The organism is Pelomonas sp. Root1217, from assembly GCF_001425705.1.
In the GTDB taxonomy this organism is placed as follows: domain Bacteria; phylum Pseudomonadota; class Gammaproteobacteria; order Burkholderiales; family Burkholderiaceae_C; genus Pelomonas.
Map to the genome: position 1 here is coordinate 1,133,075 of NZ_LMDC01000028.1, position 23,736 is coordinate 1,156,810.

Sequence of the window (23,736 nt, forward strand, 5' to 3'; positions counted from 1 at the left end):
TCACAAGAGCGAGAAAGGCACCCTGGTTATGACACCGCGAACTACGACCACCTTCACAGGTACCTAGTCGGCCGCGGCTCGTCACGCCAGTCCTTTTCGGACTTCACCAATCAAGCGCGGCAAGTGGCCGCGCTTTTTTGTTTTCGCTCTTTCTCTGCGCTCTGGAGCACCCCATGATCTCGATTCAACTCCCCGACGGTTCCCGCCGTGAATACCCCGCTGCGCTGTCCGTCGGCGACGTCGCTGCCAGCATCGGCACCGGCCTGGCCAAGGCCGCCCTCGGTGGCAAGGTCGACGGCAAGGTCGTCGACCTCAGCCACGTCATCGATCACGATGCCCAGGTCGCCATCGTCACCGAGAAGGACGCCGACGGCCTGGAACTGATCCGCCATTCGACGGCCCACCTGCTGGCCTATGCCGTCAAGTCGCTCTATCCCGATGCCCAGGTCACCATCGGCCCGGTCATCGAGAACGGCTTCTATTACGACTTTGCCTACAAGCGCCCCTTCACGCCCGAGGATCTGGCGGCCATCGAAGCCAAGATGACCGAACTGGCAAAGAAGGACGAGAAGGTCGTGCGTCGCGTGCTGCCGCGTGACGAGGCCGTCGAGCACTTCAAGGCCATGGGCGAGGCGTACAAGGCAGAGATCATCGAGAGCATCCCCGCCGACCAGGACGTGTCGCTGTACGCCGAGGGCGCCTTCGAAGACCTGTGCCGCGGCCCCCACGTGCCCAGCACGGGCAAGCTCAAGCACTTCAAGCTGATGAAGGTGGCCGGCGCCTACTGGCGCGGTGACCACCGCAACGAGATGCTGCAACGCATCTACGGCACGGCGTGGGCGACGAAGGACGACCTTCAGAAGTACCTGCTGATGCTCGAGGAGGCCGAGAAGCGCGACCACCGGCGCCTCGGCCGCGAGCTGGACCTCTTCCATATCGACGAACACGCCCCCGGCGTCGTCTTCTGGCATCCCAAGGGCTGGACGGTGTGGCAGGAGGTCGAGCAGTACATGCGCCGCGTCTACCGCGACAACGGCTACCAGGAGGTCAAGGGCCCGCAGCTGCTCGATAGGACGCTGTGGGAGGCCACGGGCCACTGGGACAAGTACCGCGACAACATGTTCACGACGGAATCGGAAAAGCGCGACTACGCGCTCAAGCCGATGAACTGCCCGGGCCACATCCTGATTTTCAAGCACGGCGTCAAGAGCTACCGCGACCTGCCGTTGCGCTTCGGCGAGTTCGGCCAGTGCCACCGCAACGAGCCCACGGGCGGCCTGCACGGAATCATGCGCGTGCGTGGCTTCACGCAGGACGACGGCCACATCTTCTGCACGGAAGACCAGATCCTGCCGGAGTGCGTCGCCTACACGGCCCTGCTGCAGAAGGTCTACAAGGACTTCGGCTTCACCGACATCATCTACAAGGTCGCGACGCGCCCGGACGCCCGCATCGGCTCGGACGAGGTCTGGGACAAGGCCGAGCACGCGCTGATGGAATCGCTGCGCGCCTCGGGGGTCGATTTCATCATCTCGCCCGGCGACGGCGCCTTTTACGGTCCCAAGATCGAGTACACGCTCAAGGATGCTCTGGGCCGGCAGTGGCAGTGCGGCACGATGCAGGTCGATTTTTCGATGCCCGCGCGCCTGGGCGCAGAGTTCGTCGATGAGGATGGCCAGCACAAGACGCCCGTCATGCTGCACCGCGCCATCGTCGGCAGCCTGGAGCGATTCATCGGCATCCTGATCGAACAGCACGCCGGCGCCCTGCCCGTCTGGCTCGCTCCGACGCAGGTCGTGGTGGCCAATATCACCGACGCGCAGGCCGATTACGTGTCTGAAATTGTGAAATCGCTGCAAAAACAAGGGCTTAGGGCCTCAGCGGATTTGCGCAATGAGAAGATCACCTATAAAATCCGCCAGCATTCCATGCAAAAGCTGCCGTACATCCTCGTCGTAGGCGACAAGGAAAAGGCGAATGGCAGCGTTGCGGTACGCGCCCGTGGCAACCAGGACCTCGGCGTGATGCCCCTGCAGGACTTCCTCTCTCGGATCTCCGCAGACATCACCAACAAGGTCTGAAGCCTTCCGGGCGCGATTTGTTTTGTTTGGGCCTCTCGCCTTGGGGGCCCGTTGAAAGGTCTACACCATCGCTACGTTTGCTGACCGTCGTGCGATTCCGGAGCGCAAGCACCGGTTGAACCGCGAAATCATGGCTCCCGAAGTCCGCCTGAACGGCCCCGAGAACGAACCCATCGGCGTCGTCAGCATCCAGGAAGCCCTGCGTATGGCGGGCGAGCTGGACGTGGATCTGGTCGAGATCTCTGCCACCGCCAATCCGCCGGTCTGCCGGCTGATGGACTACGGCAAGTTCAAATACCAGGAGCAAAAGCGCGCTGCCGAAGCCAAATCCAAGCAGAAGATCATCGAAATCAAGGAAGTCAAATTCCGCCCGGGCACGGACGAAGGCGACTACCAGATCAAGATGCGCAATCTGCGCCGCTTCATCGCTGAAGACGGTGACAAGGGCAAGGTGACGCTGCGCTACCGGGGCCGTGAAATCACCCACCAGGACATCGGTATGCGCCTGCTGGAGCGGATTCGCGACGAACTGGCCGACGTGGCGATCGTCGAGAACATGCCGAAGCTCGAAGGTCGGCAGATGATCATGGTCCTGGCGCCCAAAAAGCGCTGAAGACCGAAGAGTTCAACCCGCCGGTTTGGTCGCCGACGGGTTCATTAGTCTCCTGAGGCCAACAAGTGCGCCGGGCTCACCGGCGCCGCCCCAGGGACACACTTAGAAGGAGCATCAACATGCCCAAAATGAAGACCAAGAGCAGCGCGAAAAAGCGTTTTCGCGTTCGTCCGGGTGGCACCGTCAAGCGCGGTCAGGCGTTCAAGCGCCACATCCTGACCAAGAAGACCACGAAGAACAAGCGTCAGCTCCGCGGCGCCGTCACCGTGCACGAAACCAACATGGGTCACATCGCTCAGATGCTGCCCTTTGCTGGCCTGTAATTCATCACTGACTCAAGGAGAAACACATGCCTCGCGTCAAACGTGGTGTAACCGCTCGTGCCCGTCACAAGAAGGTCTTGGCTCTGGCCAAGGGCTTCCGGGGTCGTCGTAAGAACGTCTTCCGCATCGCCAAGCAGGCGGTGATGAAGGCGGGCCAATACGCCTACCGTGACCGTCGTACCAAGAAGCGCGTCTTCCGCCAGCTCTGGATCGCCCGTATCAACGCTGCATCGCGTGGTCTGGGTCTGTCCTACAGCAAGTTCGTGGCGGGTCTCAAGAAGGCCCAGATCGAGATCGACCGCAAGGTCCTCGCCGATCTGGCCGTCAACGACCCGGCTGGCTTTGCCAGCATCTTCGCCAAGGTGAAGGCCGCGCTCGCCTGATTGCGATTCGCCCCGGCTCACGTCGGGGCACGCAAACTTTCAGGGCCGGCCCACCAGGGTCGGCCCTTTCTCATTCTGAATTCCATGTCTGATCTCGACGCTTTGCTGCAAGCGGCCACGGCTGATTTCGCCGCCGCGCCAACGCCCGCCGAACTGGAAAACGCCAAGGCGCGCTTCCTGGGCAAGTCCGGCCGCGTGACCGAACTGATGAAGGGCCTGGGCGCCCTCAGCATCGAGGAAAAGAAGACCCGCGGCGCCGAGATCAATCAGCTCAAGGTCGGAATCGAAGCCGCCCTCACCGCCCGCCGCGATGCGCTGGCCGCCGCCGAACTCGAGAAGCAGCTCAAGGCCGAGGCCCTGGACGTGACGCTGCCTGGCCGCCAGCGTGGCACGGGCGGTCTGCACCCGATCACGCGCGCCATGGAGCGCATCGAGGCGATCTTCGGCTCCATGGGCTTCGACGTCGCCGATGGCCCTGAGATCGAGACCGACTGGTACAGCTTCTCGGCGTTGAACAACCCCGAGAACCACCCGGCCCGCTCGATGCAGGACACGTTCTACGTCGACATGAAAGACGAGAACGGAGCCTGGCTGAACCTGCGCCCGCACACCAGCCCGATGCAGATCCGCTACGCGCAGGCCCACGCCAAGCGCTATGCCGGGCAAGACACCATGCCCGAAATCCGCGTCATCGCGCCGGGCCGCACCTACCGCGTCGACAGCGACGCGACACATTCGCCGATGTTCCACCAGGTCGAAGGCCTGTGGGTGGGCGAAAACATCTCGTTCAAGGACCTGAAGGCGGTCTATCTCAATTTCATCACCGCTTTCTTTGAGACCGACCAGCTGCAGCTGCGCTTTCGCCCCAGCTACTTCCCGTTCACCGAGCCCAGCGCCGAGATCGACATCATGTTCGAGAGCGGCCCGCTGAAGGGCCGCTGGCTGGAGGTCTCGGGTTCCGGCCAGGTCCACCCGCAAGTGATCCGCAACATGGGGCTGGACCCGGAGCGCTACATCGGCTTCGCCTTCGGCTCCGGCATCGACCGCCTGGCCATGCTGCGCTATGGCGTCAACGACCTGCGCGCCTTCTTCGACGGCGACCTTCGCTTCCTCGCTCAGTTCAAGTAATCAGCACGTTATGCAATTCCCCGAGTCCTGGCTGCGCGAGTTCTGCAATCCGCCGCTGTCCACTGAAAAACTGGCCGAACTGTTGACCATGTCCGGCATGGAGGTCGAAGAGCTGCGGCCGGTCGCGCCGCCCTTCCATGGCATCGTCGTCGCCGAGATCCTCGAAGCCGAGCAGCACCCGAACGCTGACAAGCTGCGCGTGTGCAAGGTCAACGCTGGTGGCGCGGAGCCGCTGCAGATCGTATGCGGAGCACCAAATGCGCGCGCCGGCATCAAGGTGCCGCTGGCCACCGTCGGTGCGGAGCTGCCGCCCGGTGAAGACGGCAAGCCCTTCAAGATCGGCGTCGGCAAGCTCCGCGGCGTCGAGAGCTTCGGCATGCTGTGCTCTGCCCGCGAACTCAAGCTGAGTGAAGACCACGGCGGACTGCTGGAACTGGCTGCCGATGCCGTCATCGGCGAGGACATCCGCAAGCACCTGAATTTGGATGACACGCTGTTCACGCTGAAGCTCACGCCCAATCTAGGCCATGGCCTGAGCGTGTTCGGCATCGCTCGCGAAGTGGCTGCATTGACCGGCACGCCGCTGCTCAAAGCTGAATTCCCGGCCGTCAAGCCTACGACGGATGACAAGCTGCCCATCCGCATCGATGCGCCGGACCTGTGCGGCCGCTTCTCCGGCCGCATCGTGAAGGGCATCGACACGATGGCCAAGACACCGGCCTGGATGGTCCAGCGCCTGGAGCGCTGCGGCCAGCGCTCGGTGACCGCACTCGTCGACATCTCCAACTACGTGATGTTCGAGTACGGCCGCCCGTCGCACATCTTCGACCTCGACAAGATCAGCGGCGAGCTCGTCGTGCGCTGGGGAAAGGCGGGCGAACAGCTCAAGCTGTTGAACGGCAACACCATCACCGTCGATGAGAAGGTCGGCGTCATCAGCGACGCACGTGAGGTCGAGTCCCTCGCCGGCATCATGGGCGGCGACCACACCGCAGTCTCCGACGACACCCGCAACGTCTACGTCGAGGCTGCGTTCTGGTGGCCCGAGGCCGTCATGGGCCGCGGCCGACGCTTCAACTTCTCGACCGACGCCGGCCACCGCTTCGAGCGGGGCGTCGACGCCTCGCAGACTGTCGAGCACATCGAGCGCATCACCCGTCTCATCATCGACATCTGCGGTACCCCGGACACACGCGTCGGTCCGATGGACGACCAGTCGCCCAACGTGCCGGTGCGCAGGCCCGTCGCACTGCGTGTGGCACGCGCCGCCAAGGTCATCGGCATGCCGCTGACCCAGGCGCAGTGCGAAGGTGTGTTCACGCGCCTGGGCCTGCCGTTCACCGCGACGGACGGCGTCATCACGGTGACCCCGCCAAGCTGGCGCTTTGACATCCTCATCGAGGAAGACCTCATCGAGGAAGTCATCCGCGTGCTGGGCTATCCCACGCTGCCGTCCACCGCACCGCTGGCGCCTATCGTGGGCCGCACGGGCTCTGAATCGCGCCAGAGCGCGCATGCGCTGCGTCGTGCCGTGGCCGCACGCGACTACTTCGAGACAATCAATTTCAGCTTCGTCGAGGAGCGCTGGGAGCGTGAGCTGGCCGGCGTCACCGATCCCATCAAGCTGCTGAATCCCATCGCCGCCCCACTGTCAGTGATGCGCACCAGCCTCATCGGCAGCCTCGTGCAGGTGCTACGCCACAACCAGGCCCGCCGCGCGACCCGTTTGCGCGTGTTCGAACTGGGCCGCGTGTTCAAGCGCGACGCCAGCGTGGCCAATGGCCCGTTGTCCGTGGCCGGCATCGATCAGCCACTGCGCCTGGGTGGTCTGGCCTGGGGCCCAGCCGATCAGCAGCAGTGGAGCCAGCGTGACCGCGCCGTCGACTTCTTCGACGTCAAGGGCGACCTCGAAGCCCTGTTCGCACCGCAGACGCTGAGCTTCGAAGCCGCCGAGCACCCTGCCCTTCACCCCGGCCGCAGCGCAAGCGTCAAGCTGAATGGGGTCGCTATCGGCATCGTCGGCGAACTGCACCCGCGTTGGCGCCAAGCCTATGAGATCAGCGGCGGCGCGCCCGTCGTCTTTGAGCTCAATCTCGACGCCGCGCTGGCTCGCACGCTTCCGCATGGCCAGCCGCTGCCACGCCAGCAGGCCGTGCAGCGCGACCTGGCCCTGGTCGTCAAGGACAGCACGCCCCACGACGCGCTGATGGCCACCATCACGGCCGCTGGCGGCGCGCTGCTGCGCTCAGCCAAGCTCTTCGACGTCTTCAAACCCGCTGCTGGCGCCAGCACGGATCTGCAACCCGACGAGCGCTCCATGGCCGTGCGCCTGGAACTGCTTGATGACGAAGTCACGCTGACCGATGACCGTATCGAGGCCGTCGTGTCGACCATCGTCGCTGCAGCCAGCAACCAGCTCGGCGCCCGCCTGCGCGGCTGACCCCAGGAACAGGAACCCGAATGGACGCGAACGACGCCAAGAAATCCGAATCCGCTCCGGTCGTCATCGGCAGCCTGGAAACGCCGACCTTGACCAAGGCCGAACTGGCCGAGCTGCTGTTCGACAAGCTGGGCTTGAACAAGCGCGAGTCCAAGGACATGGTCGAGGCCTTTTTTGACATCCTGCATGACAGCCTCGTCAAAGGCCAGGACGTCAAGCTTTCAGGCTTTGGCAACTTCAACATCCGCCGCAAGGCGCCGCGCCCGGGTCGCAACCCGCGCACCGGCGAGTCCATCCCGATCAAGGCCCGCAACGTCGTGACTTTTCACGCCTCCCACAAGCTCAAGGGGTTGGTGCAAGGCGATACGCCCAGCGGTGAAGACTTCGAGTAGAGTCTGACGCCTTGCCTCAGCTTTCGCTCCGAAGCCCTTGATTTCAATGGACAAAGCGCTGCCTTCCATTCCCGCCAAACGCTACTTCACCATCGGTGAGGTCAGCGAGCTGTGCGGCGTGAAGCCCTATGTGCTGCGCTATTGGGAGCAGGAGTTCACCCAGCTCAAGCCCATGAAGCGGCGCGGCAACCGGCGCTATTACCAGCACCACGAGGTGCTGCTGATACGCCGCATCCGCGACCTGCTCTACGACCAGGGCTTCACCATCAGCGGCGCGCGCAACCAGCTCAGCGAAGGCCTGCCATCGGCGGCCGCGGCGCAGAACTTCCGAGATGAAGCCGAGGCCGCGCAGGCGCTCGAAGCCATGGATGGGGAACTCGACGGTGACGACGACGCCAACGCGCCGGTCGAACTGGCGCATCTGCCCGCCGTCCGGTCGGCATCGCATGCACACGCCCAGCCGTTGAAGGCCGGCGGAGCATCCTTGACGTTGCCGGTGCTCGCCATGGACCCTTTGACCTCGCTGGAACAGGTTCGAGCCGAACTTCTTGCGATCCGAGCCAGCCTTCTGGGCTGAGAGCGCGATTCCTCGGTTATACTGCTTGGCTCAGTCGGGGCGTAGCGCAGCCTGGTAGCGCACTTGCATGGGGTGCAAGGGGTCGCGAGTTCGAATCCCGCCGTCCCGACCAAAAATAAGAAGAGAAATCAAGGACTTAGAAGCGAAAGCCTCTAGGTCCTTTTTCCATTCTGGGCTCGAAAAAGTGCTGGGGGGTCCACCCAGGGGTCCACCAAAAGAAGGCTAAACGTAAACGTCTGGCAAAGTCATCTTCAGCCGGCAGTCGCTTGCAACAAGGATGCTGCCCGAGCGAGGCGCCTGCTACACGCGTACCCAATGGGTAAACCGGCGACAAGCAGCTCCTCTCACCCATCGCACTTCAGACACCTTCTTGGCTACCTGAGAGGGGTGGTTGGACATTCGCCGCAGCCCGGCACATTGATTGCCGCCGCTGTCCATGCAAGCGACGAGCTCCTCCATGCTGAAACGTCCATCTCCATCCACTGACTTCATCCACGTCGTCGGTGCCCGCGAGAACAATCTGCGCAACGTCAGCGTCGACATCCCCAAGAAGCGCATCACGGTGTTCACAGGGGTCTCGGGCTCGGGCAAGTCTTCGCTCGTTTTCGACACCATTGCTGCGGAGTCGCAGCGGCAGTTGAACGACACTTTTTCAACCTTCGTGAGGCATCGCCTGCCGCATCACGCCCAGCCCGATGCCGACGTGCTGGAGAACCTCTGCGCGTCCATCGTCATCGATCAACGCCGCCTGGGCGGAAACGCGCGCTCCACGGTCGGCACAGCCACCGACATCCTCGCGCTGATCCGCCTGCTGTTCTCGCGGGTGGGACAGCCCTTCGTCGGCTACTCCAACATCTTTTCGTTCAATCACCCTGACGGCATGTGCCCGCGATGCGAGGGTCTGGGGAAGGTCGACACGATCGACGTCGACCGGTTGTTCGACAGGCAACGCTCGCTCAACCAGGGAGCGATCCGCTTCAGCGCGTTCGCGGTCGGCGGCTATCGCTGGAAGCGCTATGTGCACAGCGGCCTGTTCGATAACGACAAGCCACTCAAGGACTACACCGACGAGGAGTGGAAAACGCTGCTCCACGCGCAGGACGTGCCCATCCTGAACCCCGGGCCCGGCTGGCCGCCGACGAGCCGCTACGAGGGGGTGCTGCCACGCATACGCCGCAACTTCCTGACCCGCAGCATCAGCGAGGTCAAAGGGCTGGACCGTTCCGAATGGGATAGGTTGGTGACGGCCGGGCCCTGCCCGCGATGCCACGGGGCACGCCTCAACGAGAAGGTGCTAGGTTGCCGCATTGACGGCAGGAACATCGCCGACTGGTGCGCGATGGAGGTGGGTGAGCTGCTGGCCGTCATCGACGAGGTCGACGCGCCGCTTGCTGCCAGCATGGTGCCGGCCCTGGCCTACCGGGTCCAGCATCTGGTTGACATTGGTTTGGGCTACCTGAGCCTCGGCCGCGAAACGACGAGCCTGTCGGGCGGGGAATCCCAACGCGTGAAGATGGTTCGCCACCTGGGCAGCGGCCTCAGCGACATGAGCTACATCTTCGACGAACCCAGCGTGGGCTTGCACCCACGGGACGTCGCGCGCCTGAACAAGCTGTTGCGCCACCTGTGCGACAAAGGCAACACGGTGCTGGTGGTGGAACACGACCCGGACATCATCGTGGCGGCGGACCATGTCATCGACATGGGCCCGGGTGCTGGGGACGCGGGCGGTACCGTGGTCTTCGAGGGCGATGTGCAGGCCCTGCGGCAGGCCGACACGCCCACGGGGCGCAGCCTGTCTCGCGCGGCGCGCATCAACACCACACCGCGCACTCCATCGGGCTGGCTGCCGATCACGCACGCCACTCAGCACAACCTAAAAGACGTGAGCGTTTCGATCCCGATGGGCGTCCTGACGGTCGTGACAGGCGTGGCCGGTTCCGGCAAGAGCAGTCTGATCAACGCCGCCTTCGCCCGCACCTACCCCGAGGTCGTGTGCATCGACCAGGGTGCGATCACAGGTTCGCGCCGCTCGAACACGGCGACCTACACGGGCATCCTCGGTCCCATCCGGAGCCTCTTTGCCCAGGCGAATGCGGCCAGCGCGTCGCTGTTCAGCGCCAACTCGGGCGGCGCCTGTCCGGTGTGCAAAGGCCTTGGCACCACGGAGACAGACCTCGCATTCATGGAACCCATCGTCAGCATCTGTGAGCGCTGCCAAGGACGCCGGTTCACGGAAGAAGCTCTTCAATTCCGCCTGCGCGGCAAAAACATCGCCGAGGTGCTGGCGATGCGCGTGGCCGAAGCGAGCGCCTTCTTTGCCGAGCCGGAGATCGCGCCTGCGCTGGCCCGCCTCGAGGAAGTCGGGCTAGCCTACCTGTCGCTCGGCCAACCGTTGTCCAGCCTGTCAGGCGGGGAACGGCAACGTCTGAAGCTGGCCACTGAACTGGGCCAGTCGGGCCGAATCTATGTGTTCGACGAGCCCACTTCGGGCCTGCATCTTTCGGACATCGATCGATTGTTTCGATTGCTCGACCAACTCATCGACCGCGGCGCCACCGTTGTCGTGATCGAACATCAGCTGGACATGATCGCCCGAGCAGACTGGCTGATCGACATGGGGCCGGAAGCAGGCCAACGCGGCGGTCGTGTGGTGTTCGAGGGGGCTGTGGCGGAGATGGTCGCCAGGGGCATTGGCGAGACGGCCACGCATCTGCGAAGGTACGCCAATTCGCAGGGTTCCGGCAGCGCTCAATGACGTCGGGTAACCATCGAGCGAGACGCCATGTCGGCCCGCCAGCCGCTCGGTGACTGCCCCGTTAGCCGAAGGAAGAAGCGCGTGAAATAGGCAGGGTCTGCAAAGCCCAGGCCATCGGCGATCTGGCGCACCTGCAAGGTCGTGTAGCTCAGTTCACGCTTGGCCTCCAGCAGCAGGCGCTGGTGCAGCACGTCCAGTGCCGAGCAGTGCAAGTGCAGGCGGCACAGGCGGTTGAGCTGCGTCGTCGTGATCCCCAGCGGCGCGGACAGCGTGTCCAGCGTCGGGTGGCTGCGGTAGTGGCGCTCGACCTGCTCGCGGTAGCGAGCAAGGTGCTGCATGGCGCGGCCTTCTGGCTCGGCGACTTCCGTTGCGTCAGCAGTCAGCGGAGGCAGGCGGGCTATGAGGGCGGCAGCCATCAGCACCGCGCCGTCCAGCACCTGGGCGCGCCAGGGCGAGGTGCCGGCGTAGTCGTCGCGCAACGCGTGGGCAATGGCGCACAAGGTTTGACCTTGCGGTGAGCCGGCTTCCAGCGCCGCAGCACGCGAGGCGCCCAAGCCTTCCCAGAGACCGCGCGAGCGGCCGATCAGGCTCCTGACCCGCGCCTGGTCCAGCGTGATGACGTGCCCCTCGGTCTCTGGCGAGAATGCGAAGCCGTGCACCACCAGCATCGGTACCCAGACCACGGCGGGCGCATGAAGTTCCAGCAACTGCCCGTCGATCTGCACACGCGCAGTGCCGGCCTCGATCAGCAGCAGCTGCACCAGTGCCGCATGCCGATGCGGCTGGATTTCCCAATTGTGCAATCGGCTGCGGTCGGCAATGGACTCCAGGTGCAGACCATCCAGTGCTTCATCCCGTCCCAGCTCACCATAGAGCTCATACAGCGGGGGAGAAGAAGTGGCTTGGGACCTTGGCATAGGTTCGAATTGTGCAAGCGCACGTTCCTGTCGTCCATTGCTCCCACCTCCTCACCGGCCTACGCTCACAGGTATCAGACAAGAACGGAGCGAGACATGAAAACACTGCGCACCCAGGTGCTCATCGTCGGCGCGGGGCCATCGGGTTTGCTGCTGGGGCAGCTGCTGCACAAGGCTGGCGTGGCCAACCTGATCGTCGAACGCCAGACAGGCGACTACGTGCTCGGCCGCATCCGCGCCGGCGTGCTGGAGCAGACCACCGTGGACTTGCTGGACGAAGCCGGTGTCGGTGCGCGCATGCATGCCGAAGGCCTGGAGCACCATGGCTTCGAGCTGATGTTTGACGGCCAGCGCCATCACATCGACCTGAGCCGGCTGACGGGTGGCAAGTCGGTCATGGTCTACGGCCAGACCGAGGTGACGCGCGACCTGATGGAAGCCCGCGCCGCCGTGGGCGAACAAACACTTTATTCGGCCTCGGACGTGGAGCTGTTCGGCTTCGACGGCGACATACCCGGCGCGCGTTGCACGGTGAACGGCGAGCGCATCGAGATCCTGTGCGACTACATCGCCGGCTGCGACGGCTATCACGGCGTCAGCCGCGCCAGCGTGCCGGCAGACGCGATCAAGACGCACGAGAAGGTCTACCCGTTCGGCTGGCTGGGCCTGCTCAGCGACACGCCGCCGGTGTCGCACGAGCTGATCTACGGACGCCACGAGCGCGGCTTCACGCTGTGCAGCATGCGCTCGGCCACGCGCAGCCGCTACTACCTGCAGGTGCCACTGACCGACCAGGCCAGCGACTGGAGCGACGAGCGGTTCTGGCACGAGCTGCGCCTGCGCCTGGATCCTGCGGCGGCGGCAGCTCTCGTCACGGGCCCGTCGCTGGAGAAGAGCATCGCGCCGCTGCGCAGCTTCGTCGCCGAGCCGATGCGCTTTGGCCGCCTCTTCCTGGCCGGTGATGCCGCCCACATCGTGCCGCCCACGGGCGCAAAGGGACTGAACCTGGCGGCCTCTGATGTGCGCTACCTGTCGCAGGCGCTGATCGAGCACTACCGGGAGCAAAGCCGCGCGGGCATCGATCACTACTCCGCCCGCTGCCTGTCACGCATCTGGAAGGCCGAGCGCTTCTCCTGGTGGTTCACCAGCCTGATGCACAACCTACCGCACGAGCCGGAGATCGACGCCAAGCTGCACCGCGCCGAGCTGGAATACGTCGTCAGCTCCGAGGCCGCCATGACGTCGATGGCGGAGAACTACGTCGGCCTGCCCTGGTAGGGCTCGCGCACCAGCTTCATCAACAGCGCGGCGGTGCGCTGCGTCAGTGGCGTGGAGCGCTTGAGCGCCGGCGTGACGAGGCAGAGCGTCGTCTTCACATCGGCGGCTTTGAAGCGCGTAACGGCCAGGCGCTCCGGGTGCTCAAAGGCGCGCAGCACGTCTTCGCCCAACGCCGCATGGCCCAGGCCGGCGGCCACCAGATCCAGGATGGCCGGCACGCTGGACACCTCCCAGTCAACCCGCAATTGCACGCCCGCCATGGCGGCGGCCTCCTCCATGCGCTTGCGGAACACATGGCCCCGCTGCGGCATGATCAACGGCAGGCGCGACAGCTCCTCCAGCGTCAGCGGCCCGCTCGGTGCCGCCTCGGGCGGGCTCAGCAGCAGCAGTGATTCCTCGCGCAGCGGCAGGATCTCCAGCGACGGCAGCGGCTCGGGGTTGTAGACCAGGGCGAGATCGGCCCGCCCAGACACCAGCCACTCGGTAAGGTGGGTCGAGAAGCCCTCCATGATGACCAGCCGCGCCCGCGGGCAGCTGGCGCTGAAAGCTTTGATCAAAGGCAGCGTGTGCATGCGCGCCTGGGTCGGCGGCATGGCCACGACGATCTGGCCGACCGGCTCGTTGCGGTGTTCGCTGAGGTCCTCGCGCGCTTGCGACACGAGATGCAGGATGCCCTGCCCGTGCTCGAACAGGCGGCGCCCGGCCTCGGTCAGCTCCACGCCGCGGCCGTTGCGCAGGAAGAGCGTCTCGTGCAGTTCCGTCTCCAACGCCCGCACCTGCCGGCTCAGCGCCGGCTGCGCCACGCCCAGCACCAGCGCGGCCTTGCTGAAGCTGCCGTGCTCGGCGACCTGGATGAAGTACTCGATCTGGTTCAGCGTCATGCGCGCATCTTGGCAGAGGCCATGCCGGATCGCTATAGCTGCTAGCGGCAGCCAGACCTAGCGTGACAGGGCCGCACTGCGAAGAATCGCGCCCCATGAGCACCGCCCTCACCCTGATCTCGTCCATGGCCACGCGCCATCTGCTGACGGCCCTGGCGCAAGCGCATGCGCAAACCGGCGCGCCGGCCGTGCACCTCGAGTCGGTCGGCGGGGTGGACGCCGCGCGTCGCGTGCAGGACGGCGAGAGCTTCGACGTCGTCGTGCTGGCCAGCGACGCCATCGCCAAGCTGCAGGCTGCCGGCCGCCTGAAGCCCGGCAGCGTGCGTGTCATCGCCGACTCCAGCGTCGCCATTGCCGTGCGTGCCGGTTCGGCCCAACCCGACATCGGCACGGAAGCCGCCCTGCGCGCCACTGTGCTGCAGGCCCGCGCCATCGGCTACTCGACCGGCCCCAGCGGCACGGCCTTGATGAAGCTCTTCGAGCGCTGGGGCCTGGCCGACACGCTGAAGGACCGCCTGGTGCAGGCCCGCCCCGGCGTGCCGGTCGGCGGCTTGGTGGCCAGCGGCGAGGTCGAGTTGGGCTTCCAGCAGTACAGCGAGCTGATGGATGTTTCCGGCATCACGCTGCTCGGCGGCATGCCGCCGGAGATCGACATCGTCAGCCGCTTCAGCGGCGCCGTCACGACCCACGCGGCCCAGCCCGAAGCGGCACAGGCGCTGCTGGAGTTCATGGCCAGCCCCGCCACCGAGGCGATCAAACGGCAACACGGCATGCGCGCGGCTTCGGACGCGCGCTGACCCCAACGACAACAGGAGACAAGCTTGCAGACCTCAAAGATTCCTGCTCCCGGCACGCGCGCCGTGGACGTGCAGCGCCTCATCGACGACCACCCGCTCTCCGGCTGGCAATGGGTGGTGTTCGCGCTGTGCTTCTTCGTCGTGCTGCTGGACGGCTTCGACACCGCGGCCATCGGCTACATCGCGCCGTCGCTCATCAAAGACTGGGGCGTCACCAAGCCCATGCTGGCGCCGGTGCTCAGCGCCGCCCTGTTTGGCCTGGCAGCGGGCGCGCTGCTGTCCGGCCCCATCGCCGACCGCCTGGGCCGCAAGCGTGTGCTGACAGTGACGGTGCTGATCTTCGGCATCGCCACGCTGGCCTCCGCCTTCGCCACCAACCTCACAGAGCTCAGCGTCTTGCGCTTCATCACCGGCCTGGGCCTGGGCTCGGCCATGCCCAGCGCCGTCACCCTGATGAGCGAGTACTGCCCCACCGCGCGCCGCTCCACGCTGACCAACCTGATGTTCTGCGGCTTCCCGCTGGGTGCGGCCTTCGGCGGCTTCCTGGCGGCCTGGATGATCCCGCAATGGGGCTGGCAGAGCGTGCTGGTGCTGGGCGGCATCGCGCCGCTGGTGCTGACGGTCGCCCTGCTGACGCTGCTGCCCGAGTCGGTGCGTTTCATGGTCACGCGCCGCCAACCCGTCGAGCGCATCCGCGCCGCGCTGGCCCGCATCGCCGGCCCGCAGGTGCACCAGATCGAGCGCTTCACGCTCAGCGAAACCCGCGTCGTCACCAACGAGCGCGGCGGCCTGGCGCAGGTGCTGGCCCGCTCCTACCGCCTGGGCACGCTGATGCTGTGGGTGGCCTACTTCATGGGCCTGGTGATCTTCTATGCGCTGATCAACTGGATGCCGCTGCTGTTCAAGGAGGCCGGTATCGAGCCGCGCACCGCCACGCTGATCTCCGCGCTCTTCCCGCTCGGCGGCGTGGGCGCCGTGTTCTTCGGCTGGCTGATGGACCGCGTCGAGCCCAACCGCATCGTGGCACTGGGCTTTGCGCTGACGTCGGTGGCCATCTGGTCCATCGGCCAGATGACGGGCAACGTGGCCGCGCTGGTCGTCTGCGTCTTCCTGGCCGGCGTGCTGATGAACACCGCGCAGTCGTCGCTGCCGGCGCTGGCCGCGGCCTTCTATCCCACCAATGCCCGCGCCACCGGCGTGTCGTGGATGCTCGGCATCGGCCGCTTTGGCGGCATCCTGGGCTCGCTGCTGGTTGCACAAATGGCCGCCATGCATGCCAGCATCGGTACGGTGTTCCTGGTACTGGCCGTGCCCGGCGCCCTTGCAGCCGCAGCGCTGTGGATCAAGCGCGATGCCGATGGCTTCGCCGACGATCGCGAGGCTCGCACCGCACTCGCGCACTAAAACAGACAAGGAGAAGCTCTGATGATCATCGACGTCCACGGCCACTACACGACCGCGCCGGCGGCCCTCGGCGCCTGGCGCGACCTGCAGATCGCCGGCCTGAAGGACCCGTCCCGCGCGCCAAAGGCCAGCGAGCTGAAGATCAGCGACGACGAACTGCGCGAGTCCATCGAAAGCAACCAGCTCAAGCTGATGAAGCAGCGCGGCTCGGACCTGACCATCTTCAGCCCGCGCGCCAGCTTCATGGCCCACCACATCGGCGACTTCAACACGTCCGCCACCTGGGCCGCCATCTGCAACGAGCTCTGCTACCGCGTGGCCCAGCTCTTCCCCGATCACTTCGTGCCCGCCGCCATGCTGCCGCAGTCGCCTGGCGCGGACCCGGCCAGCTGCATCCCCGAACTGGTCAAGTGCGTGGAGGAGTACGGCAATGTCGGCATCAACCTCAACCCCGACCCGTCGGGCGGCCACTGGACCAGCCCGCCGCTGACCGACCGCCACTGGTACCCCATCTACGAGAAGATGGTCGAGCTGGATATCCCCGCGATGATCCATGTCTCCACCAGCTGCAATGCCTGCTTCCACACCACCGGCGCCCACTACCTGAACGCCGACACGACGGCCTTCATGCAGTGCCTGACCAGCGACCTGTTCAAGAACTTCCCGACGCTGAAGTTCCTGATCCCACACGGCGGCGGCGCGGTGCCCTACCACTGGGGGCGCTTTCGCGGCCTCGCGCAGGAGCTCAAGAAGCCGCTGCTGGACGAGCACCTGCTGAACAACATCTTCTTCGACACCTGCGTCTACCACCAGCCGGGCATCGACCTGTTGACCAAGGTGATCCCGGTGAAGAACATCCTGTTCGCGTCCGAGATGATTGGCGCCGTGCGCGGCATCGATCCCGAGACCGGCCACTACTACGACGACACCAAGCGCTACGTCGAGGCCACGGCCAACCTCAGCGCCGAAGATCGCCACGCCGTCTACGAGGGCAATGCGCGCCGCGTGTTCCCGCGTCTGGATGCGCAACTCAAGGCGAAAGGGCTCTGACCATGTACGAACTCGGCGTCGTCTATCGCAACATCACCCGCGCCGACCGCACGGCCGCCGATGGCCTGGCTGCCTTGGGGTCGGCGACCGTGCACGAGGCCATGGGCCGCGTCGGCCTGCTCAAGCCGTACATGCGGCCCATTTACCCGGGCGCGCAGGTGTCCGGCACCGCCGTGACCGTGCTGCTGCAGCCGGGTGACAACTGGATGATGCATGTCGCCGCGGAGCAGATCCAACCGGGCGACATCGTCGTCGCCGCCGTCACGGCCGAGTGCACCGATGGCTATTTCGGCGACCTGCTTGCCACGTCCTTCCAGGCCCGCGGCGCGCGGGCTCTCGTCATCGACGCCGGCGTGCGCGACGTGAAGACGCTGCAGCAGATGGGCTTCCCGGTCTGGAGCAGGTGCATCAGCAGCAAGGGCACCATCAAGGCGACGCTGGGTTCGGTCAACGTGCCGGTGGTATGCGCCGGCATGTGGGTCACGCCGGGCGACGTCATCGTGGCGGATGACGACGGCGTCGTCTGCGTGCCGGCGGCACGAGCTGTCGAGACGCTGGAAGCAGCGCTGAAGCGCGAAAGCTTCGAAGGCGAGAAGCGCGCCAAGCTGGCCTCGGGCGTGCTTGGCCTGGACATGTACAAGATGCGTGAGCCGTTGGCAAAAGCCGGCCTGCGCTATATCGACTGAAACCAATGGACTTCACCAAGACCCCTGGCTGGCTGGACTGGTACGCCGGCCCTTCCAAACCGCGTTTCCAAGTCCCGGCTGGCGCCGTCGATGCGCACTGCCATGTGTTTGGCCCCGGTGCGCAGTTCCCGTTCGCGCCGGAGCGCAAGTACACGCCCTGCGATGCCAGCAAGGAGCAGCTCTTCGCGCTGCGCGATCACCTCGGCTTCGCGCGCAACGTCATCGTGCAGGCCACCTGCCATGGCGCCGACAACAATGCGCTGATCGATGCGCTGCAGAGCTCGGGCGGCAAGGCCCGCGGCGTGGTCACTGTCAAGCGCGGCATCAGCGACGAGGAGCTGCAGCGCATGCACGAGGCCGGCGTGCGCGGCGTACGCTTCAACTTCGTCAAGCGGCTGGTGGACTTCACGCCCAAGGACGAGCTGCAGGAGATCGCCGCGCGCATCGCCAAGCTGGGCTGGCATGTCGTCATCTACTTCGAGGCGGCCGACCTGCCCGAGCTGTGGGACTTCTTCACCGCCCTGCCCACCACCGTCGTCGTCGACCACATGGGCCGGCCTGATGTAAGCAAACCAGTGGACGGCCCCGAGTTCGAGCTCTTCCTGAAGTTCATGCGCGAGAACGACAACGTGTGGAGCAAGCTCAGCTGCCCCGAGCGCCTGTCCGTCACCGGCCCGCGCGCGCTGGACGGCGAACAGGCCGCCTATCGTGACGTCCTGCCCTTCGCCCGCCGCGTCATGGACGAATTCCCCGACCGCGTGCTGTGGGGCACCGACTGGCCCCATCCCAACCTGAAGGACCACATGCCCGACGACGGCTTGCTGGTGGACTTCATCCCGCACATCGCACCGACACCCGAGCTGCAGCGCAAGCTGCTGGTCGACAACCCCATGCGGCTTTACTGGCCGGAGGAAAGCTGATGCCTCTCGACAAGTCCTACACCGACATCCCCGGCACCACCATCTTCGATGCCGAGCAGTCCCGCAAGGGCTACTGGCTGAACCAGTTCTGCATGTCGCTGATGAAGGCCGACAACCGTGCCCGCTTCAAGGCTGACGAGCGCGTCTATCTCGACGAGTGGCCGATGACCGACGCGCAGAAGGCGGCAGTGCTGGCGCGCGACCTGAACGAGTGCATCCGCCTGGGCGGCAACATCTACTTCCTGGCCAAGATCGGCGCCACCGACGGCAAGAGCTTCCAGCAGATGGCGGGCAGCATGACGGGCATGACCGAAGAGGAATACCGCAACATGATGATCTCCGGTGGCCGTTCGGTGGAAGGCAACCGGCGCATCGGCGAGGACGGCGACGCGCAGGCGCACCGCCAGCCCCAGGGCAAAGCAGGAGACAAGTAACCGTGGCCCGCATCACCGCATCCGTCTACACCTCGCACGTGCCCGCCATCGGCGCGGCGCTGGACCTGGGCAAGACCACCGAGCCCTACTGGCAGCCCGTCTTTGCCGGCTACGACTTCTCCAAGCACTGGTTCAAACAGCAGCGGCCGGATGTCGTCTTTCTCGTCTACAACGACCACGCCACGGCCTTCAGCCTGGACATGATCCCCACCTTCGCCATCGGCACCGCCGCGCGCTTCGAGCCGGCCGACGAAGGCTGGGGCCCGCGCCCGGTGCCGCCTGTCATCGGACACCCCGAACTGGCCGCGCACATCGCGCACAGCGTCATCCAGGACGACTTCGACCTGACCATCGTCAACAAGATGGACGTGGACCATGGCCTCACGGTGCCGCTGTCGCTGATGTGCGGCCAGCCCGATCCGGTCCAGGGCGCCTGGCCCTGTCCTGTCATCCCCTTCGCCGTCAATGTCGTGCAGTACCCGGTGCCGTCGGGCCGGCGGTGTTTCATGCTGGGCCAGGCCATCCGCCGCGCGGTCGAGTCCTACGGGCCGGACCTGAACGTACAGATCTGGGGCACCGGCGGCATGAGCCACCAGTTGCAGGGCGCGCGCGCTGGCCTCATCAACCGCGAGTGGGACCAACGTTTTCTGGACCGCCTGATCGCCGAGCCCGACGCCTTGTCGCGCGTGCCGCATGACGAATACGTCCGGGAAGCCGGCTCGGAAGGCATCGAGCTGGTCATGTGGCTGATCGCCCGCGGCGCGATGGCTGACGTCAATGGTGGTGCGGCCCCGCGCGTCGCGCATCGCTTCTATCACGTGCCTGCCTCGAACACGGCGGTCGGCCATCTGATCCTGGAGAACACATGACTCAACCAATTCGTGTAGCGCTGGCCGGCGCCGGCGCCTTCGGCATCAAGCATCTGGACGGCATCAAGAACATCGGTGGCGTCGAAGTCGTGTCGCTGATCAGCCGCGACCTGGACAAGACCCGCGAAGTGGCGAACAAGTACGGCATTGGCCACGTCACCACCGACCTGGCCGACGCGCTCGCCCTGCCCGGGGTCGACGCCGTCATCCTCTGCACGCCCACGCAGATGCACGCCAGCCAGACCCTCGCCTGCCTGAAGGCCGGCAAGCATGTGCAGGTGGAGATCCCGCTGTGCGACGTGCTGGCGGACGGCGAGGAAGTCGTCAGCGTGGCGAAGCAATCCGGCCTGGTCGCCATGTGCGGCCACACGCGGCGCTTCAACCCCAGCCACCAGTGGGTGCATAAGAAGATCACGGCCGGCGAGTTCAATGTCCAGCAGATGGACGTGCAGACCTATTTCTTCCGCCGCACCAACATGAACGCGCTCGGCCAGCCGCGCAGCTGGACCGACCACCTGCTGTGGCACCACGCCGCCCACACCGTCGACCTGTTCGCTTACCAGGCGCAGAGCCCTGTCGTGCAGGCCCACGCGCTGCAAGGTCCCATCCATCCGACGCTGGGCATCGCGATGGACATGAGCATCCAGCTCAAGGCCGCGAGCGGCGCCATCTGCACGCTGAGCCTGTCCTTCAACAACGACGGCCCGCTGGGCACCTTCTTCCGCTACATCGGCGACACCGGCACCTACTTGGCGCGCTACGACGACCTGTTCGACGGCAAGGAAAACAAGATCGACGTGTCGGCGGTGGACGTGTCCATGAATGGCATAGAGCTGCAGGACCGCGAGTTCTTTGCCGCCATCCGCGAGGGCCGTGAGCCCAACAGCAGCGTGGCGCAAGTGCTCCCTTGCTACCGCGTGCTGCACATGCTTGAGCACCAACTCAACGCGGCATGAAGACACGCCGATGAAAGCGAAAAAGATCGGCCCCTTCGAGGTCTCGGCGATCGGCCTGGGCTGCATGAACCTCAGCCATGCCTACGGCACGCCGCCACCGCGCGATGTGGCGGTCAAGGTGGTGAACGGCGCTCTGGACGGTGGCATCACGCTGTTCGACACCGCCGCGCTGTATGGCTTTGGCGCCAACGAGGAACTGCTGGGTGATGTGCTGGCTCACCACCGCGAGCGCATCGTGCTGACAAGCAAGTGCGGCATGCAGGGCGTCAACGGCCAGCGCGTCATCGACGGCCGGCCCGAGACCCTCCGCGCCAGCGTCGAGGCCAGCCTGAAGCGGCTGCGCACCGAGGTCATCGATGTGCTCTATCTGCACCGGCTGGACGCCAAGGTACCGGTGGAGGACAGCGTGGGCGCGATGGCCGAGCTGGTGACGGCCGGCAAGGTGCGGGCGCTGGGCCTCTCGGAAGTTTCAGCCGCTACCTTGCGTCGCGCACATGCGGTGCATCCGATTGCCGCGCTGCAGACCGAGTACTCGCTGTGGACGCGCAACCCCGAAATCGCCGTGCTCGAAGTCTGCCGCGAGCTGGGTGTCGCCTTCGTCGCCTTCAGCCCGCTGGCGCGCGGCTTCCTCGGTGGTGAGCTGCGCGACGTGAGCAAGCTGGAGCCGAAGGACATCCGCCGCGCCATGCCGCGCTTCTCGCCGGAGAACTACAGCGCCAACCTGCGCCTGCTGGACGCTTTCGTCGCAGAAGCGGCCCGGCTGGGCTGCGCGCCGGCCACGCTGGCCCTGGCCTGGCTGCTGCACCAGGGCGACGACATCGTGCCCATTCCCGGCACCTCGCGCCCCGAGCACCTGGGCGAGCTGCTCGCGGCGCCGCAGCTGGCGCTCGACGCCGCCACGCTCGCCCGGCTCGATGCCCTGATCAACCGCCACACGGTCAGCGGTGCGCGCTACAGCGCCGCCACGCAGGCAGAGATCGGCACCGAGGAGTTTTGACCGCCGGCCGCACGGCGCGCGCGCGCACCTGGTAAACCACTTCACTGACTTGCTCCCAGCCCCAATATCCAAGCGGTTCTGCAGGCCTCGTGCGCGCTTTCACTAGGGCCAGCGCGCGAACGCCGCCACTAAACTGCCAAGGCAGCATGGGCTGAGAGACAAGATGCATCACACACACTGGTCGACGAACCGGGTTCTCGCTTGCGATCGGGCGCAGGCCTGGAGCGATATCACCACGCGCTACTTCGGCCGGCTGCGCGTTTCCAGCCTGCACGACGGCCCCTTGGACGCATCCCTCGATGCCTTCGACGTCGGGGCCCTGCGCATGTACCGCATCGACGCGCCGGCACATCACATCGAACGTGACGCTGCCTGCGGCGAATTGCCGACCGACGACTTCTACAAATTGGTGCTGCAGGTCAGTGGCTGCGGAACTGTCGAACAGCAGCAGCGCCGAGTGGTCCTGCAGCCCGGCCGCTGGATCCTCTACGACCCGCGCGCGCCCTATTCGATCACCAATCCCGAACGCTGCACCCTGCTCGTGACACATGTGCCGCGCGGCCTGCTCGCGGGGCTTCGACTGCCCGGGCCGCACGCCGGCGAATTGGGCAGCGACAACGTGGCTGGGCTGCACGGCGTGTTCGGCAGCTACCTCCGTGCGCTGAGCGACCAACTGCCCGGCCTGCCGGACGGAGCGGGCCAGGCCTTGAGTGAGTCCATCATGGGCCTGCTCGGCTCGACGCTGGCAGAAACGCTGCGCCGAGTCGGCGAGCCGGTGTCCCTGCCTGCAGTGCTCAAGTTGCGCGCACGCCAGTATGTGCAGACGCATCTTTCAGATCCGGAGCTGAGCATCCAACGCATCGCCGACGCACTTCGCTGTTCCAAGCGCTATTTGCACCGCGTGTTCGAGGACGACGATGTCAGCCTGGAGCGCCAGATCTGGAACAGCCGTCTGGAGCGCTGCCACGCCGCGCTCACACACGAGGCCAACGCGCAGCGCTCAGCGGCGGAGATCGGTTTCGCGTGGGGCTTCAGGAGCGGCGCGCACCTGAATCGGCTGTTCAAGCAGCGTTATGGCCTCACGCCAGGCGCCTGCCAGCGGCAGGCCGCCGAGGCGCGAGGCGAGGCGATGACGCAGTAATGCTGCGTCAGCCGAGGTAGCTGCCGTGCAGGATCTCGGGTTGCTCGCGCAGCGTCTGCGCCGCGCCCGACCACACCGTCCGCCCGCGCTGCAGCACAAAGGCACGGCTCGCTAGCTTCAACGCCAGCGTGGTGAACTGCTCGATCAACAGCACACCGACGCCATCGGCCGCGGCATGCCGCAGCACCTCGGCGAGGCGCAGCACGACGAGTGGCGCTAGCCCGAGCGACAACTCGTCCACCACCAGCACCTTGGGCCGGGCGAGCAGGGCCTGCGCCATGCAGACCATCTGCTTCTGGCCTCCTGACAGTGATCGGCCGGGCTGGGCGAGCTTGGCTTCGAGTTCCGGAAAAATCTTCAGCACGCGCACGATGGCGGGCTCGACCTCGGCGCTGGGCAGGACCATCGCAGCGGCTCGCAGGTTGTCGTGCACCGACAGGCTGCCGAGCAGGTGGTGGCCTTCCGGCACGATGGCCAGGCCGGCCCGGCGTACCGCGTCGGGCGAGAGACCTTGCAGGCCTGCGCCATTGACGCGCACCTGGCCTTGGCTGCAGGCGATGGCGCCGGCCAGCGCAAGCACGATGCTCGACTTGCCGGCACCGTTGGGGCCGAGGAGCGCGACGATTTCTCCGGCCGCGACATCAAGGTCGAAGCCGTGCACAACGGCTTTGCCGCCGCGCGAAACGTGGAGTTGGCGAACTTCAAGCATTG

The 23,736-nt window shown here is 65.7% G+C and carries 23 protein-coding genes and 1 tRNA gene; 21 read left to right on the plus strand and 3 right to left on the minus strand.

What is annotated here, in order from left to right; genetic code table 11:
- The first annotated feature begins 173 nt into the window (after positions 1-173).
- From thrS to ASC95_RS25260, 10 genes are all read left to right on the plus strand, one after another.
- Positions 174-2,081 (plus strand): threonine--tRNA ligase, encoded by a 1,908-nt coding sequence (gene thrS / locus ASC95_RS25215; RefSeq protein ID WP_057300516.1) that lies wholly within the window; start codon positions 174-176, stop codon positions 2,079-2,081.
- A gap of 67 nt (positions 2,082-2,148) precedes the next feature.
- The gene (gene infC / locus ASC95_RS25220) at positions 2,149-2,694 is read left to right on the plus strand and encodes a translation initiation factor IF-3 (protein ID WP_082568087.1); all 546 of its coding nucleotides are present in this window, start codon (positions 2,149-2,151) and stop codon (positions 2,692-2,694) included.
- Between the two features lie 119 nt (positions 2,695-2,813).
- The gene (gene rpmI / locus ASC95_RS25225; RefSeq protein ID WP_056197410.1) at positions 2,814-3,017 is read left to right on the plus strand and encodes a 50S ribosomal protein L35; all 204 of its coding nucleotides are present in this window, start codon (positions 2,814-2,816) and stop codon (positions 3,015-3,017) included.
- A 26-nt stretch (positions 3,018-3,043) separates the two neighbouring features.
- Positions 3,044-3,400, plus strand: coding sequence for a 50S ribosomal protein L20 (gene rplT / locus ASC95_RS25230; protein ID WP_025564000.1), 357 nt, complete (start codon positions 3,044-3,046; stop codon positions 3,398-3,400).
- Between the two features lie 84 nt (positions 3,401-3,484).
- Positions 3,485-4,528 (plus strand): phenylalanine--tRNA ligase subunit alpha, encoded by a 1,044-nt coding sequence (gene pheS, locus ASC95_RS25235; protein ID WP_057300384.1) that lies wholly within the window; start codon positions 3,485-3,487, stop codon positions 4,526-4,528.
- Between the two features lie 10 nt (positions 4,529-4,538).
- Positions 4,539-6,968: a phenylalanine--tRNA ligase subunit beta gene (gene pheT / locus ASC95_RS25240; RefSeq protein ID WP_057300385.1), complete on the plus strand. Its 2,430-nt coding sequence runs from the start codon at positions 4,539-4,541 to the stop codon at positions 6,966-6,968.
- A 20-nt stretch (positions 6,969-6,988) separates the two neighbouring features.
- Positions 6,989-7,360: an integration host factor subunit alpha gene (locus ASC95_RS25245; protein ID WP_057300386.1), complete on the plus strand. Its 372-nt coding sequence runs from the start codon at positions 6,989-6,991 to the stop codon at positions 7,358-7,360.
- Between the two features lie 46 nt (positions 7,361-7,406).
- Complete coding sequence (locus ASC95_RS25250) at positions 7,407-7,937, plus strand: MerR family transcriptional regulator (RefSeq protein ID WP_057300387.1); 531 nt, start codon at positions 7,407-7,409, stop codon at positions 7,935-7,937.
- Between the two features lie 35 nt (positions 7,938-7,972).
- Positions 7,973-8,049, plus strand: a tRNA-Pro gene (locus tag ASC95_RS25255).
- A 345-nt stretch (positions 8,050-8,394) separates the two neighbouring features.
- Positions 8,395-10,695, plus strand: a complete 2,301-nt coding sequence (locus ASC95_RS25260; protein WP_057300388.1) for an excinuclease ABC subunit UvrA — start codon at positions 8,395-8,397, stop codon at positions 10,693-10,695.
- Here ASC95_RS25260 and ASC95_RS25265 read toward each other — a convergent pair.
- Positions 10,689-11,612 carry a helix-turn-helix domain-containing protein gene (locus tag ASC95_RS25265; RefSeq protein ID WP_082568088.1) on the minus strand — a complete coding sequence of 308 codons (924 nt, stop codon included), beginning with the start codon at positions 11,610-11,612 and terminating at the stop codon, positions 10,689-10,691. The genes ASC95_RS25260 and ASC95_RS25265 overlap by 7 nt on opposite strands.
- A 105-nt stretch (positions 11,613-11,717) precedes the next feature.
- Here ASC95_RS25265 and pobA point away from each other — a divergent pair, with 105 nt between their 5' ends.
- Positions 11,718-12,890 (plus strand): 4-hydroxybenzoate 3-monooxygenase, encoded by a 1,173-nt coding sequence (pobA, locus tag ASC95_RS25270; protein WP_057300518.1) that lies wholly within the window; start codon positions 11,718-11,720, stop codon positions 12,888-12,890.
- Here the strand turns inward: pobA and ASC95_RS25275 are convergent.
- Positions 12,869-13,771: a LysR family transcriptional regulator gene (locus tag ASC95_RS25275; protein ID WP_057300390.1), complete on the minus strand. Its 903-nt coding sequence runs from the start codon at positions 13,769-13,771 to the stop codon at positions 12,869-12,871. The genes pobA and ASC95_RS25275 overlap by 22 nt on opposite strands.
- Positions 13,772-13,866: 95 nt before the next feature.
- On the opposite strand from ASC95_RS25275, the gene ASC95_RS25280 reads away from it, so the two are divergent.
- The 10 genes from ASC95_RS25280 (at position 13,867) to ASC95_RS25325 (ending at position 23,025) form a co-directional block, all read left to right on the plus strand.
- Positions 13,867-14,568 carry a substrate-binding domain-containing protein gene (locus tag ASC95_RS25280; protein ID WP_082568089.1) on the plus strand — a complete coding sequence of 234 codons (702 nt, stop codon included), beginning with the start codon at positions 13,867-13,869 and terminating at the stop codon, positions 14,566-14,568.
- A gap of 24 nt (positions 14,569-14,592) precedes the next feature.
- The gene (locus ASC95_RS25285) at positions 14,593-15,972 is read left to right on the plus strand and encodes an MFS transporter (RefSeq protein WP_235538046.1); all 1,380 of its coding nucleotides are present in this window, start codon (positions 14,593-14,595) and stop codon (positions 15,970-15,972) included.
- 21 nt (positions 15,973-15,993) lie between these two features.
- A complete protein-coding gene (locus ASC95_RS25290; RefSeq protein WP_057300391.1) occupies positions 15,994-17,022 on the plus strand; it encodes an amidohydrolase family protein in 1,029 nt (342 codons plus the stop codon).
- Positions 17,023-17,024: 2 nt separating this feature from the next.
- The gene (gene ligK / locus ASC95_RS25295; protein ID WP_057300392.1) at positions 17,025-17,708 is read left to right on the plus strand and encodes a 4-carboxy-4-hydroxy-2-oxoadipate aldolase/oxaloacetate decarboxylase; all 684 of its coding nucleotides are present in this window, start codon (positions 17,025-17,027) and stop codon (positions 17,706-17,708) included.
- 5 nt (positions 17,709-17,713) lie between these two features.
- On the plus strand, positions 17,714-18,628 hold the full coding sequence (locus ASC95_RS25300; RefSeq protein ID WP_057300393.1) for an amidohydrolase family protein: 915 nt from the start codon (positions 17,714-17,716) through the stop codon (positions 18,626-18,628).
- Positions 18,628-19,062, plus strand: coding sequence for a protocatechuate 4,5-dioxygenase subunit alpha (gene ligA, locus ASC95_RS25305; RefSeq protein WP_057300394.1), 435 nt, complete (start codon positions 18,628-18,630; stop codon positions 19,060-19,062). The genes ASC95_RS25300 and ligA overlap by 1 nt, the downstream gene beginning before the upstream one ends.
- A 2-nt stretch (positions 19,063-19,064) precedes the next feature.
- On the plus strand, positions 19,065-19,931 hold the full coding sequence (locus ASC95_RS25310) for a class III extradiol dioxygenase subunit beta (RefSeq protein ID WP_057300395.1): 867 nt from the start codon (positions 19,065-19,067) through the stop codon (positions 19,929-19,931).
- Positions 19,928-20,887 carry a Gfo/Idh/MocA family oxidoreductase gene (locus ASC95_RS25315; RefSeq protein WP_057300396.1) on the plus strand — a complete coding sequence of 320 codons (960 nt, stop codon included), beginning with the start codon at positions 19,928-19,930 and terminating at the stop codon, positions 20,885-20,887. The genes ASC95_RS25310 and ASC95_RS25315 overlap by 4 nt, the downstream gene beginning before the upstream one ends.
- Positions 20,888-20,897: 10 nt before the next feature.
- Positions 20,898-21,884, plus strand: coding sequence for an aldo/keto reductase (locus tag ASC95_RS25320; RefSeq protein ID WP_057300397.1), 987 nt, complete (start codon positions 20,898-20,900; stop codon positions 21,882-21,884).
- A gap of 163 nt (positions 21,885-22,047) precedes the next feature.
- Positions 22,048-23,025, plus strand: a complete 978-nt coding sequence (locus ASC95_RS25325; protein WP_057300398.1) for a helix-turn-helix domain-containing protein — start codon at positions 22,048-22,050, stop codon at positions 23,023-23,025.
- A gap of 7 nt (positions 23,026-23,032) precedes the next feature.
- Here the strand turns inward: ASC95_RS25325 and ASC95_RS25330 are convergent, their stop codons facing one another.
- Positions 23,033-23,734 carry an ABC transporter ATP-binding protein gene (locus ASC95_RS25330; RefSeq protein WP_057300399.1) on the minus strand — a complete coding sequence of 234 codons (702 nt, stop codon included), beginning with the start codon at positions 23,732-23,734 and terminating at the stop codon, positions 23,033-23,035.
- Positions 23,735-23,736 lie beyond the last annotated feature (2 nt).

Coding starts and splice junctions, on each gene's coding strand:
- thrS (WP_057300516.1), top strand. CDS start 174: ATGATCTCGATTCAACTCCCCGACGGTTCCCGCCGTGAATACCCCGCT.
- rpmI (WP_056197410.1), top strand. CDS start 2,814: ATGCCCAAAATGAAGACCAAGAGCAGCGCGAAAAAGCGTTTTCGCGTT.
- rplT (WP_025564000.1), top strand. CDS start 3,044: ATGCCTCGCGTCAAACGTGGTGTAACCGCTCGTGCCCGTCACAAGAAG.
- pheS (WP_057300384.1), top strand. CDS start 3,485: ATGTCTGATCTCGACGCTTTGCTGCAAGCGGCCACGGCTGATTTCGCC.
- pheT (WP_057300385.1), top strand. CDS start 4,539: ATGCAATTCCCCGAGTCCTGGCTGCGCGAGTTCTGCAATCCGCCGCTG.
- ASC95_RS25245 (WP_057300386.1), top strand. CDS start 6,989: ATGGACGCGAACGACGCCAAGAAATCCGAATCCGCTCCGGTCGTCATC.
- ASC95_RS25250 (WP_057300387.1), top strand. CDS start 7,407: ATGGACAAAGCGCTGCCTTCCATTCCCGCCAAACGCTACTTCACCATC.
- ASC95_RS25260 (WP_057300388.1), top strand. CDS start 8,395: ATGCTGAAACGTCCATCTCCATCCACTGACTTCATCCACGTCGTCGGT.
- ASC95_RS25265 (WP_082568088.1), bottom strand. CDS start 11,612: ATGCCAAGGTCCCAAGCCACTTCTTCTCCCCCGCTGTATGAGCTCTAT.
- ASC95_RS25275 (WP_057300390.1), bottom strand. CDS start 13,771: ATGACGCTGAACCAGATCGAGTACTTCATCCAGGTCGCCGAGCACGGC.
- ASC95_RS25280 (WP_082568089.1), top strand. CDS start 13,867: ATGAGCACCGCCCTCACCCTGATCTCGTCCATGGCCACGCGCCATCTG.
- ASC95_RS25290 (WP_057300391.1), top strand. CDS start 15,994: ATGATCATCGACGTCCACGGCCACTACACGACCGCGCCGGCGGCCCTC.
- ligK (WP_057300392.1), top strand. CDS start 17,025: ATGTACGAACTCGGCGTCGTCTATCGCAACATCACCCGCGCCGACCGC.
- ASC95_RS25300 (WP_057300393.1), top strand. CDS start 17,714: ATGGACTTCACCAAGACCCCTGGCTGGCTGGACTGGTACGCCGGCCCT.
- ligA (WP_057300394.1), top strand. CDS start 18,628: ATGCCTCTCGACAAGTCCTACACCGACATCCCCGGCACCACCATCTTC.
- ASC95_RS25315 (WP_057300396.1), top strand. CDS start 19,928: ATGACTCAACCAATTCGTGTAGCGCTGGCCGGCGCCGGCGCCTTCGGC.
- ASC95_RS25320 (WP_057300397.1), top strand. CDS start 20,898: ATGAAAGCGAAAAAGATCGGCCCCTTCGAGGTCTCGGCGATCGGCCTG.
- ASC95_RS25325 (WP_057300398.1), top strand. CDS start 22,048: ATGCATCACACACACTGGTCGACGAACCGGGTTCTCGCTTGCGATCGG.
- ASC95_RS25330 (WP_057300399.1), bottom strand. CDS start 23,734: ATGCTTGAAGTTCGCCAACTCCACGTTTCGCGCGGCGGCAAAGCCGTT.